The sequence below is a fragment of the Thiopseudomonas sp. SA1F2-1K genome (assembly GCF_057443035.1).
In genome coordinates, this window is sequence record NZ_CM172014.1 from 680259 (window position 1) to 693394 (window position 13136).

Annotated in this window: 10 protein-coding genes; 9 read left to right on the top strand and 1 reads right to left on the bottom strand. The window is 47.8% G+C overall.

Features of this window, described 5'->3' with window-relative positions:
* Positions 1–53 precede the first annotated feature (53 nt).
* The gene (gene gltA, locus AC2T15_RS03235) at positions 54–1337 is read right to left on the bottom strand and encodes a citrate synthase (RefSeq protein ID WP_486778711.1); all 1284 of its coding nucleotides are present in this window, start codon (positions 1335–1337) and stop codon (positions 54–56) included.
* Between the two features lie 316 nt (positions 1338–1653).
* Between gltA and sdhC the strand changes: the two genes are divergently transcribed.
* From sdhC to sucD, 9 genes are all read left to right on the top strand, one after another.
* Positions 1654–2067 (top strand): succinate dehydrogenase, cytochrome b556 subunit, encoded by a 414-nt coding sequence (sdhC, locus tag AC2T15_RS03240; RefSeq protein ID WP_173568171.1) that lies wholly within the window; start codon positions 1654–1656, stop codon positions 2065–2067.
* Positions 2061–2429, top strand: a complete 369-nt coding sequence (sdhD, locus tag AC2T15_RS03245) for a succinate dehydrogenase, hydrophobic membrane anchor protein (protein WP_053099908.1) — start codon at positions 2061–2063, stop codon at positions 2427–2429. Before sdhC ends, sdhD begins: the two co-directional genes overlap by 7 nt.
* A 3-nt stretch (positions 2430–2432) precedes the next feature.
* Entirely contained in the window at positions 2433–4205 is a 1773-nt protein-coding gene (gene sdhA / locus AC2T15_RS03250; RefSeq protein ID WP_286637652.1) for a succinate dehydrogenase flavoprotein subunit, read from the top strand.
* A gap of 11 nt (positions 4206–4216) precedes the next feature.
* Positions 4217–4936 (top strand): succinate dehydrogenase iron-sulfur subunit, encoded by a 720-nt coding sequence (locus tag AC2T15_RS03255; RefSeq protein WP_053099904.1) that lies wholly within the window; start codon positions 4217–4219, stop codon positions 4934–4936.
* Between the two features lie 231 nt (positions 4937–5167).
* Positions 5168–8005, top strand: a complete 2838-nt coding sequence (locus AC2T15_RS03260; protein ID WP_486778712.1) for a 2-oxoglutarate dehydrogenase E1 component — start codon at positions 5168–5170, stop codon at positions 8003–8005.
* 60 nt (positions 8006–8065) lie between these two features.
* Positions 8066–9262, top strand: a complete 1197-nt coding sequence (odhB, locus tag AC2T15_RS03265; protein WP_486778713.1) for a 2-oxoglutarate dehydrogenase complex dihydrolipoyllysine-residue succinyltransferase — start codon at positions 8066–8068, stop codon at positions 9260–9262.
* Between the two features lie 64 nt (positions 9263–9326).
* Complete coding sequence (gene lpdA / locus AC2T15_RS03270; RefSeq protein WP_486778714.1) at positions 9327–10763, top strand: dihydrolipoyl dehydrogenase; 1437 nt, start codon at positions 9327–9329, stop codon at positions 10761–10763.
* A 221-nt stretch (positions 10764–10984) separates the two neighbouring features.
* A complete protein-coding gene (sucC, locus tag AC2T15_RS03275) occupies positions 10985–12154 on the top strand; it encodes an ADP-forming succinate--CoA ligase subunit beta (RefSeq protein WP_486778715.1) in 1170 nt (389 codons plus the stop codon).
* Entirely contained in the window at positions 12151–13038 is an 888-nt protein-coding gene (gene sucD / locus AC2T15_RS03280) for a succinate--CoA ligase subunit alpha (protein ID WP_486778716.1), read from the top strand. Before sucC ends, sucD begins: the two co-directional genes overlap by 4 nt.
* The last annotated feature ends 98 nt before the right edge of the window (positions 13039–13136 follow it).

Sequence of the window (13136 nt, forward strand, 5' to 3'; positions counted from 1 at the left end):
GCTATTAAAAAACCCAGCCATTTGGCTGGGTTTTTTCGTGGAGTGCGTTTAAATTAGCGCTTTTCAAGATCCACATAGTCGCGCTGCGTATAGCCAGTGTATAACTGACGAGGACGACCAATTTTATAAGGGCCTGAGAGCATTTCAGTCCAGTGTGAGATCCAGCCCACAGTGCGTGACATGGCGAAAATCACTGTAAACATGCTGGTTGGAATACCAATAGCTTTCAGGATAATGCCAGAGTAGAAGTCAACGTTCGGATAGAGGTTGCGCTCTTTGAAGTAGGGATCGTTGAGTGCGTACTCTTCCAGTTTCATTGCCAGCTCTAGCTGTGGATCATTGATGCCCAGCTCTGCTAGTACTTCGTCACAGGTTTCTTTCATAACTTTGGCGCGAGGGTCAAAGTTTTTGTAAACGCGGTGACCAAAGCCCATTAGCTTAAATGGATCATTTTTGTCTTTGGCTTTAGCGATGAACTTGTCGATGTTAGAGACATCGCCAATTTCGTCGAGCATGCGTAATACTGCTTCGTTAGCGCCGCCGTGAGCAGGTCCCCACAGCGCGGCAATTCCGGCTGCAATACAGGCGAACGGGTTAGCACCAGAAGAGCCAGCTAAGCGTACAGTTGAAGTGGACGCGTTTTGCTCGTGGTCAGCGTGCAGAATAAAGATACGATCCATTGCGCGCGCTAAGGCAGGGCTGATCGGCTTAATTTCTGCTGGGGTGTTAAACATCATATGCAGGAAGTTTTCTGCATAGTTTAGGTCATTCAGTGGGTACATAATGGGTTGGCCCATTGAGTACTTGTAAACCATTGCCGCAATCGTCGGTAACTTGGCGATTAAGCGGTGTGCAGAAATTTCGCGATGCTTTGGATCATTAATATCTAAAGAGTCGTGGTAGAAAGCCGAGAGCGCACCAACGATGCCGCACATAATAGCCATTGGGTGAGCGTCACGGCGGAAGCCGTTGAGGAATGACTTGATTTGCTCGTGCACAATGGTGTGACTGGTGATGGTGTCGTCAAACTTGGCTTTTTGCTCAGCGGTCGGTAATTCGCCGTTTAGCAATAAGTAGCAGGTCTCAAGGTAGTCTGAGTGTTTGGCGAGCTGCTCAATCGGATAGCCGCGGTGTAACAAAATACCTTTATCACCATCAATGTAGGTGATCTTTGACTCGCATGAAGCGGTAGACATAAATCCTGGGTCGTAAGTGAAGTGGTCACTTGCAATTAGATTACGCACGTCAATTACGTCTGGACCCATTGTGCCGCTAAGAATTGGCAGTTCTACGGGGGCATTGCCCTCGATGATTAGCTGCGCTGTTTTGTCAGCCATGTGGCCTCCTAGTTATGCTTTAGTATCATCACGGCCCCCCACGCAGGGCCCGCAACATAATAGTGTGATTGACTCGATTGTCAATTTGAAGCGATAAAACACTGCTAAAGAGGTATGTCGCTTAAATAATATCAGGTATAGATATTTACGTTAATTGTCAAAAGCATGCAATCAACTTTTAGGTGTATGGATTCACGTTGTCATTTGGTGTGGATTTACCCTATACTGCGTGACGGACCTATATCAGCGTGAGCTGTGTATATAGGTTCAAACATCCATAATGGTAATCGGTTTTAAACCGTACTAAACCAACAACATGCCCTGTGGTTTGGGGCTCTCTAAGTGTGAATACGCCGTGAATAGCCAACGACCTGTAAACCTAGATCTTAGGACTATAAAACTCCCAATCACTGCTTACTCATCCATTCTGCACCGTATTTCCGGTGTGATCTTGTTTTTAGGTATTGCAATTTTGCTGTACGGATTGCAAAAGTCCTTAGCCTCAGAACAAGGTTTTGCTGAAGTCAAAGAATGTTTGGCATCGCCGCTGGCGAAGTTTGTCGTTTGGGGTCTTCTTTCTGGCCTCTTGTATCACTTGACAGCTGGTATCCGTCACTTGATTCAAGATATGGGCATCGGTAATACGCTGGAAGGCGGTAAATTAGGTGCCAAGATTGTGTTCATCGTAGCTGCAATCTTAATTGTTCTGGCAGGAGTCTGGATATGGTAACTAATGTAACTAACTTCTCGCGCTCTGGTCTGTTTGACTGGATGGCGCAGCGAGTATCAGCCGTTGTTCTAGCCGCCTATGCCGTATTTTTGCTCGGCTTTATTATTGCTAATCCCAATATGGGCTACGCTGAGTGGCAAGGTTTATTTGCTAACTCTGCGATGCGCATTTTTAGCTTGCTCGCTTTAGTCTCACTGGGCGCGCACGCATGGATCGGCATGTGGGCAGTAACTACTGACTACTTAACACCAATGACTCTAGGCAAATGGGCAACAGGAGTACGCTTCTTAGTTCAGGTGCTGTGCGGAATGTTAATGTTCGTACTGTTCGTCTGGGGCGTACAGATTCTGTGGGGAATGTAATTCATGGCTGGTATTCGTACTCTTTCTTATGACGCCATCATTGTCGGTGGCGGCGGTGCAGGTATGCGCGCTTCGCTGCAACTTGCCCAAGGTGGTCACAAGACCGCAGTAGTAACTAAAGTTTTCCCAACTCGCTCACATACCGTATCGGCGCAAGGTGGTATCACCTGTGCAATTGCTTCGGATGATCCAAACGACGATTGGCGCTGGCACATGTACGATACCGTCAAAGGTTCCGACTATATCGGTGACCAAGATGCTATCGAATATATGTGCTCTGTAGGCCCTGAAGCAGTATATGAGCTTGAGCATATGGGTTTACCTTTCTCACGTACTGAGAAGGGCCGTATTTATCAGCGTCCATTCGGTGGTCAGTCAAAAGACTTCGGTCGTGGTGGCCAAGCGGCACGTACCTGTGCTGCTGCTGACCGTACAGGACATGCGCTGTTACACACGCTTTATCAAGGTAACCTGCGTGCAGGAACTGAGTTCCTTAACGAGTGGTACGCAGTTGATTTAGTGAAAAACCAAGATAACGCGGTAGTGGGTATCATTGCGATCTGCATTGAAACCGGTGAGACCGTATTTATCCGCGCTAAAGCTGTGGTATTAGCTACGGGTGGTGCGGGTCGTATCTATTCCTCAACGACTAACGCCTTAATCAACACCGGAGACGGTGTGGGTATGTCGCTGCGCGCTGGTTATGCGATGCAAGACATGGAAATGTGGCAGTTCCACCCAACCGGTATTGCTGGCGCAGGTGTGTTAGTAACTGAAGGGTGCCGTGGTGAAGGTGGTTACCTGATCAACAAACACGGTGAGCGTTTCATGGAGCGCTACGCGCCCAATGCTAAAGACTTAGCTGGCCGTGACGTTGTTGCACGCTCAATGGTTAAAGAAATTTTGGCCGGTAACGGCTGTGGCCCGAATGGTGACCACGTATTACTGAAGCTGGATCACTTAGGTGAAGCTACTTTACACAGTAAGTTGCCAGGTATTTGTGAGCTGTCAAAAACTTTTGCTCACGTTGACCCTGTTTACGCGCCAATTCCAGTAGTACCAACCTGTCACTATATGATGGGCGGTATTGCGACCAATATTCACGGTCAAGCTATCCAGCAAGATGCCAACGGTAATGATCAAATTATTGAAGGCTTGTTTGGTGTGGGTGAGGTGACTTCAGTATCGGTTCACGGTGCTAACCGTTTAGGCGGTAACTCCTTGCTCGACTTAGTTGTGTTTGGTCGTGCAGCGGGGCTCTACTTAGAGAGCGCCTTACGTGAGGGCGTTGAAGCACGCTCTGCTAGTCAGTCAGATGTTGAGCAGTCACTTGAGCGTTTAGCTAAGCTCAATGAGCGCACTACGGGTGAAGAGGTTGCACCTTTACGTCGTGAGTTGCAAAACTGCATGCAGAACTACTTTGGTGTGTTCCGTACCGGCGAATACATGCAAAAAGGTATTCAAGAACTATCTGATCTGCGTGAGCGCATCGAAAACGTTAAAATTAACGATAAGAGTGGCGCATTCAACACTGCACGTATTGAAGCGCTTGAGCTGCAAAACTTATTTGAAGTGGCTGAAGCGACTGCAATTTCTGCAGAAGCACGTAAAGAATCGCGCGGTGCCCACGCTCGTGAAGACTACGAAGAGCGTGATGATGAGAACTGGTTATGCCATACCATGTACTTCCCGCAAGAGAAGCGTGTGGGTAAACGTGCAGTAAACTTATCACCAAAAACCGTTCCAGCCTTTGAGCCTAAAACTCGTACTTATTAAGGGTAATCGATATGTCGCTGCCCAAGACATTAAAAGTTAGCGTTTATCGCTATAATCCGGAGCAAGATAAAGCCCCGGCCATGCAAACGTTCGATGTAACGATTGATGGGAAAGATATGATGGTGCTAGATGTTTTAGCACTAATCAAAGAACAAGACGAAGGCTTTGCTTATCGCCGTTCGTGCCGTGAGGGCGTATGTGGCTCTGATGGAATGAACATGGCGGGTAAAAACGGCCTCGCTTGTATCACACCTTTGTCATCCGTGGTAAAGGGCGATGCATTAGTCATTCGTCCATTGCCTGGTTTGCCAATTATTCGTGACCTCGTAGTAGATATGAGCATTTTCTACCAGCAGTATGAGAAAGTGCAGCCATTCCTACAGAACAACACACCTGCGCCTAGTATTGAGCGCTTACAGACACCTGAGCAACGTGAAAAGCTCGATGGTCTGTATGAGTGCATCTTATGTGCGTGCTGTTCAACGAGCTGTCCATCATTCTGGTGGAACCCTGATAAGTTCTTAGGCCCTGCAGCCTTGCTGCAAGCCTATCGTTTCTTAGCAGATAGCCGCGATACGCAAACCCAAGAGCGTTTAGCACGTTTAGATGATCCCTTTAGTGTGTTCCGTTGCCATAACATTATGAACTGCGTGAACGTATGCCCTAAAGGATTGAACCCAACGCGTGCGATTGGCCATATCCGCAACATGTTGTTGCAGAGCGGAACTTGATCCAAAAAAATAAACCCTGCTAAATACGCTGATATACCTGTATTAGCAGGGATAATGAAAGCAGTGCTTATCCAGCACTGCTTTTACGAACATGACGACCAGCAGGAGCCTCTGGGTAAAGCTCAGACTATCTGCGGGATTCGTAGTGGCTTTATCGAAGTCGCTGCAATTGACTTCTATAGTCACTAGTTTCCTTACCGGTAGAGGCTCCTTATCCAAGGGTGACCTAGCATGCAAGAAAGCGTAATGCAGCGCATGTGGAGTAGCGCACATCTATCCGGTGGGAACGCTACCTATGTGGAAGAGCTATACGAACTCTACCTGCACGATCCAAACTCTGTGCCGGAAGAGTGGCGCACTTATTTTGATAAGCTGCCTGCCACAACAGGTGGTAGCACAGATGTCTCGCACTCAACAGTGCGTGATCAGTTTATCTTATTGGCTAAAAATCAACATCGCGCTCAGCCTGTTTCTGGTGCGGCAGTTAGTTCTGCCCATGAGAAAAAGCAAGTAGAGGTGTTGCGTTTAATTCAAGCCTATCGTATGCGCGGTCATCAGGCTGCTAAGCTCGATCCGTTAAATATTTGGGTGCGTCCAATGCAGCCTGATTTAACGGTTAGCCACTATGGCTTAACTGATGCCGATCTAGATAGCACGTTCCAAACCGGTGATTTAAACATTGGCAAGGAAACTGCCACTTTACGTGAAATTCAAGAAGCACTTTACAAAACTTACTGCGGTACCATTGGCGCAGAATTTACCCATATCGTAGATTCTGAACAGCGTCGCTGGTTTCAGCAGCGTTTAGAAAGTGTTCGTAGCCGTCCAACTTTTAGTCCAGAAGCTAAAGAGCACTTACTTGAGCGTTTAACTGCGGCTGAAGGCTTAGAAAAATATTTAGGCACTAAATACCCAGGTACTAAGCGTTTTGGTCTTGAGGGTGGCGAAAGTTTAATCCCATTAGTTGATGAGATTATTCAGCGTTCTGGCTCGTACGGCGCTAAAGAAATCATGATCGGAATGGCCCACCGCGGTCGTTTAAACGTGTTGGTGAATACCTACGGGAAAAACCCACGGGATCTGTTTGATGAGTTCGATGGTAAGCGAGTAGAAGGCTTAAGCTCGGGTGACGTTAAATATCACCAAGGTTTCTCATCCAACGTAATGACACCAGGTGGTGAAGTACACTTAGCGCTTGCGTTTAACCCATCACACTTAGAAATTGTTTCGCCAGTAGTTGAAGGTTCGGTGCGGGCTCGTCAAGATCGTCGCAATGACCCCTTAGGCGATAAAGTGGTGCCGATTACGATTCACGGTGACTCTGCATTTGCTGGTCAGGGTGTGGTGATGGAAACTTTCCAGATGTCACAAACCCGCGCCTATAAAACTGGTGGCACGATCCGTATCGTGATTAACAACCAAGTGGGCTTTACTACCAGTAATCCAGAAGATACCCGTTCAACCGAGTATGCAACGGATGTTGCAAAAATGGTTGAAGCACCGATTTTGCACGTTAATGGTGATGATCCAGAAGCGGTGTTATTTGTGACCCAGCTCGCAGTTGATTACCGCATGCAGTTTAAGCGTGACATTGTGATCGACCTGGTTTGCTATCGTCGCCGTGGTCACAACGAGGCGGATGAGCCAAGCGGTACTCAGCCATTGATGTACCAAAAAATCACTAAGCAGCCAACTACCCGCGAGCTCTATGCTCAGCAATTAGTAGCTGAAGGTGTGCAAACTGAGGCTCAGGTGGAAACCTACATTAACGAGTACCGTGATGCATTAGATAACGGTTTACACGTCGTTAAGAGCTTAGTGAAAGAACCTAATAAAGAGCTGTTTGTAGACTGGCGCCCCTACTTAGGGCATGCCTGGACGGCGCGTCACGATACCAGCTTTGACCTGAAAACCTTGCAGGATCTAGCATTAAAGATGCAAGAAGTGCCTGAAGGGTTTGTGGTGCAGCGTCAAGTATCCCGTATCTTAGAAGACCGCCGCAAAATGGCGCAGGGGGCACTGCCTTTAAACTGGGGCTTTGCTGAAACTGTTGCCTACGCCACCTTATTGTTTGAAGGTCATCCGGTACGTATGACCGGCCAAGACGTAGGCCGTGGGACCTTCTCACACCGCCATGCGAACTTGCATAACCAAAAAGATGGTGAAACCTATACTCCACTGAAAAACCTGTTTAAAGATCAGCCACGTTTTGATCTGTATGACTCGTTTTTATCAGAAGAGGCAGTGTTGGCTTTTGAGTACGGCTATGCCAGTACCATGCCTAATGCCTTAGTGGTGTGGGAAGCGCAGTTTGGTGACTTTGCCAACGGTGCCCAGGTGGTGATTGACCAGTTTATTACCAGTGCTGAAACCAAGTGGGGCCGTCTATCAGGGCTCACTATGCTGTTACCTCATGGTTATGAAGGTCAAGGCCCTGAGCACTCATCGGCACGTCTAGAGCGCTTCTTACAGCTATGTGCTGAGCACAATATTCAGGTGTGTGTACCTACTACGCCAGCTCAGGTGTATCACATGTTACGTCGTCAAGTGATTCGCCCACTGCGTAAGCCGTTAATTGCCTTAACGCCAAAATCGTTGCTGCGTCATAAATTAGCCACTTCAACCTTAGAAGATTTAGCTAATGGTTCTTTCCAAACCGTGATCAGTGAGATTGATCAGTTAGAAGCGGATAAGGTTGAGCGAGTGGTGATCTGTAGCGGTAAGGTGTACTACGATTTACTCGAAAAACGCCGCGAAGAAGGGCGCAATGACATTGCTATTATTCGTATTGAGCAGCTTTACCCATTCCCTGAGGATGATTTGCTGCAAGAAATGAATAAATACCCGAACTTAAAACAGTTTGTGTGGTGTCAAGAAGAGCCGATGAACCAAGGTGCTTGGTATTGCAGCCAACATCACATGCGTAATGTAGCCCGTGCCTATGGCCAAGGACTGGATCTGGCCTATGCTGGTCGTGATGCTTCTGCTTCGCCAGCTTGTGGTTACCCATCACAGCATGCTGAAGAGCAGCAAGCCCTATTAGAAGCAGCATTTAACGTAACTATTTAACGTAAGTGGCTGTCACAGGACAGCCGCTTTTACGTATTTGAATTGAGTAGGAATTTGATTATGGCGATTGAAATTAAAGCCCCCGCATTTCCAGAGTCGGTAGCCGATGGCACGGTAGCAACTTGGCACAAACAACCCGGTGATGCTGTTAAGCGTGACGAACTGATTGTTGATATTGAAACTGACAAAGTAGTGATGGAAGTTTTAGCTGAAGCGGATGGCGTTTTAGTTGAAATTGTTAAAAATGAAGGCGACACCGTATTAAGCAATGAAAAGCTTGGTGTGTTAGATGAAAACGCCACAGCGGCAGCTCCTGCTGCTGCAGTAAGCGCACCGGCTGAAGCAGCAGCGCCAGCGGCTAGCCAAGAAGCCATTTTGTCGCCAGCAGCACGTAAAATTGCTGCAGAAAATGCGTTAGATCCAGCTTCTATTGCTGGTACGGGCAAAGATGGCCGAGTAACCAAAGAAGACGCAGTAAGCGCTGCAGCAGCGAAGCCAGCGGCAGCACCAGCAGCGGCAACTAGCGTACCGGCAGCGATGGTGGCACAAGGTGATCGCGTTGAAAAACGTGTACCTATGACGCGTCTGCGGGCGAAAGTTGCTGAGCGTTTAGTTGAGGCACAATCAAGCATGGCGATGTTAACCACCTTTAACGAGGTGAACATGAAGCCAATTATGGATCTGCGTAATAAGTACAAAGATCTGTTTGAGAAAACCCACAACGGTACACGTTTAGGCTTTATGTCGTTCTTTGTTAAAGCGGCCACTGAAGCACTTAAGCGTCAGCCTGGGGTCAACGCCTCAATCGATGGCAAAGACATCGTCTATCACGGCTACCAAGATATTGGGGTTGCGGTATCAAGTGATCGCGGCTTAGTGGTTCCAGTATTGCGTAATGCCGAGTTTATGAGCCTTGCTGAAATTGAAAGCACCATTCGCGAGTACGGCTTAAAAGCCCGTGATGGCAAGCTGACTATCGAAGAAATGACGGGCGGTACCTTCACCATTTCTAACGGTGGTGTGTTTGGTTCGCTACTGTCAACGCCGATTGTTAACCCACCGCAGACTGCGATCTTAGGCATGCACAAGATCCAAGAGCGCCCAATGGCGGTAGACGGTGAAGTGGTTATTTTACCAATGATGTATTTAGCGCTGTCTTATGACCACCGCTTAATCGATGGTAAAGAAGCCGTGACATTCTTAGTCACAATGAAAGACCTGTTAGAAGATCCAGCGCGTTTATTACTGGATATCTAAACTTTGAAACGCAGCTAGCTTGCTAGCTGCGTTGTTCTTTTGCTTACACTTAACAGGTAAGAACATGTCAGATAAATTTGATGTAATCGTAATTGGTGGCGGCCCTGGTGGTTATGTGGCTGCGATTAAAGCTGCGCAACTGGGTTTAAAAACTGCTTGCGTAGAAAAATATATTGGCCGCGACGGCAAGATGGCATTAGGTGGCACCTGCTTAAACGTAGGTTGTATCCCTTCGAAAGCACTGTTAGACAGCTCATGGAAGTTCCATGAAGCGCAGTCGAGCTTTAGTGTGCACGGGATTGCGGTTGAAGGTTTAAAAATGGATGTTCCGGCGATGATTGGTCGCAAGGACAACATTGTTAAAAATTTAACCGGTGGTATTGCTGCGTTATTTAAAGCCAATGGTGTAACTGCCATCGCCGGACACGGTAAGTTACTGGCCAATAAGCAAGTGCAAGTCACCGCAGAAGATGGCTCAAGCACTGTGTATCAAGCTGATAACGTAATTATTGCCGCAGGTTCTAAGCCAATTGATATTCCACCGGCACCGGTTGATCAAGAGGTGATTGTTGACTCAACAGGCGCTTTGGATTTCCAAGCTGTACCTGAGCGCTTAGGTGTGATTGGCGCTGGTGTGATTGGACTAGAGCTAGGCTCGGTCTGGGCACGCTTAGGAGCCAAAGTCACTGTGATTGAAGCACAAGAGAAATTCTTGCCTGCAGTAGACGAGCAAGTTGCCAAAGAAGCTCAAAAAGTCTTAACCAAACAAGGTTTAGAGATTCGTTTAGGTGCGCGCTTAACTGGCAGTCAAGTGGCTAATGGTGAAGTTACCGTTAACTTTACTGATGCCCAAGGCGAGCAGCAGCTGACCTTTGATAAGTTGATTGTCGCTGTAGGTCGTCGCCCAGTAACAGAAAATCTACTGGCTGAGGACAGCGAAGTTACCTTAGATGAGCGCGGCTTTATCTACGTTGATGAAACCTGTGCTACCAGCGTGCCCGGTGTATACGCCATTGGTGATGTGGTACGTGGCCCGATGTTAGCGCATAAGGCTTCGGAAGAAGGCATTATGGCCGCTGAGCGCATTGCTGGCCGTAAAGCCCAGATGAATTATGACTTAATCCCGAGCGTGATCTATACCCATCCAGAAATTGCTGGTGTAGGTAAGACTGAGCAGCAGCTTAAAGCAGAAGGGGTGGCGGTTAATGTGGGCGTATTCCCCTTTGCTGCCAGTGGCCGTGCGATGGCAGCCAATGATACCAGTGGTTTTGTCAAAATCATTGCCGATGCCAGTACGGATCGTGTACTAGGTGCCCATGTGATTGGCCCAAGTGCTGCTGAATTAGTGCAGCAAGCAGCAATTGCCATGGAGTTTGGTACCAGTGCCGAAGATTTAGGGTTGATGGTGTTCTCTCACCCAACCTTATCGGAAGCTTTACATGAAGCGGCTTTAGCCGTTAATGGCGAAGCGATCCACGTTGCTAACCGTAAAAAACGCTAGGCGCATCTGGGGTAAACCAAAACGGGCAGCTCACGGAGGTGCCCGTTTTTTTATGGGCAAAATAGCCGCAATAAATTTGATGTGAAATTTGATGTGCCGCAAAACCCAAGCCGGGATAAGCGGTCACACTTGCTATCTGTATTAGACCTTAGTAGGTTTTGCATAGGCTTTGCTAATAACTAGCGAAAGTGCTTTCAGCCATCAGCAATAGGACGGTGTTAATGAATCTTCATGAGTATCAAGCCAAGCAACTATTTCGTGAATTTGGCATTCCGGTCTCCCGTGGGGTTGCAATTGATACCCCAGAACAAGCAGCAGCGGCTTGCCATGAATTGGGTGGTGAGCGTTGGGTCATTAAAACCCAAGTGCATGCTGGTGGGCGAGGTAAAGCAGGTGGCGTGAAATTAGTTAGTAGCCCGCAAGATGCTGAAAGTTTTGCCAGTCAATGGTTAGGTAAACGCTTAGTGACCTATCAAACCGACGCTGAAGGGCAGCCCGTCAATAAAATGTTGGTTGAGCAGTGCAGTGATTTTAGTCGTGAACTGTATTTAGGGGCTGTGATTGATCGAGCCAAGCAGCGAATTGTCTTTATGGCCTCGACTGAAGGGGGCGTTGAAATTGAAAAAGTTGCTGCAGAGCAGCCGGATAAAATCTTAAAAGCAGAGATTGATCCATTGTTGGGTGCGCAGCCTTTTCAAGGGCGAGCGTTAGCCTATCAGTTAGGTTTAGTGGGTGATCAAGTTAAGCAGTTTACTCATTTATTTACTAAGTTAGCGGCCTTATTTGTACAGTACGATATGGATCTACTGGAGGTTAATCCGCTGGTGCTGAAAACTGATGGCAATCTGCTGTGTTTAGATGCCAAAGTGAGCATTGATAGTAACGCGCTGTATCGTCAAGCTAAAATGCGAGCTTTTCAAGATCCATCGCAAGAAGACCCACGGGAACAGCATGCTGCGCAGTATGAGTTAAATTACGTAGCACTCACTGGTGATATTGGTTGCATGGTCAATGGTGCAGGGTTGGCCATGGGCACCATGGATATGATCAGTTTGCACGGTGGCTTTCCGGCAAACTTCTTAGATGTGGGCGGCGGTGCGACTAAGGAGCGAGTCAGTGAAGCGTTTAAAATTATTTTATCGGATCAGCAAGTAAAAGCAGTGCTAGTGAATATCTTCGGTGGTATTGTGCGCTGCGATATGATTGCTGAAGGGATTATTGGCGCGGTGCAAGAGGTTGGGGTAAAGGTGCCGGTGGTGGTGCGGCTAGAAGGTAATCATGCTGAGACGGGGCTTAAGGTATTAGCTGATAGTGGCCTAAATATTATTGCCGCCCAGGATTTATCCCAGGCGGCCGCATTAGCAGTAAAAGCCACTAAGGAGCAAGCATGAGCATTTTAATTGATCAACACACTAAGGTGATTTGTCAGGGCTTTACCGGCGCACAAGGCACTTTTCATTCTGAGCAAGCGATAGCTTATGGCACGCAAATGGTGGGTGGCGTCACGCCAGGTAAAGGCGGGACGATGCACTTAGGTTTACCGGTGTTTAACACGGTGGCTGAAGCCGTGGCAGCCACTGGAGCTACTGCTTCGGTGATCTATGTGCCGGCCGCATTTTGTAAGGACTCTATTTTAGAAGCTGCCTTTGCCGGAGTAGAGCTAATTGTTTGTATTACCGAAGGTATTCCAACGTTGGATATGCTGGAGGTTAAGCTTAAGTGCGATGAGTTAGGTGTACGCTTAATTGGTCCGAACTGTCCTGGGGTGATTACCCCAGGACAGTGTAAAATAGGCATTCAACCAGGTTCTATTCATTTGCCTGGTAAGGTTGGAATTGTTTCACGCTCTGGTACCTTAACCTATGAAGCGGTGAAGCAAACCACCGATGCCGGCCTTGGTCAGTCAACCTGTGTGGGAATTGGCGGTGACCCTATTCCGGGCAGTAGCTTTGTTGATATTTTGCGTTTATTTCAAGCAGATCCGCAAACCGAAGCTATCGTGATGATTGGTGAAATTGGTGGCACCGCCGAAGAAGAGGCTGCGGCTTTTATTAAGGCACATGTGACCAAGCCTGTGGTGTCTTATATTGCAGGTGTCACCGCGCCTGCAGGTAAACGTATGGGCCACGCCGGAGCCATTATTTCAGGCGGAAAGGGCACAGCTGAAGAAAAGTTTGCCGCCCTTGAAGATGCTGGAGTTAAAACCGTACGATCTCTTGCGGGAATCGGCCAAGCCTTAGCAGAAGTTACGGGCTGGGAGCTGAAGAACGCATAAGTTTCAAACCGTGCCTTTGTTATAATTTAAAGCCACCTACCCGGTGGCTTTTTTGGTGCCAAACATTCAGACCCCGAGTGATTTTGCCACCTGTCTAT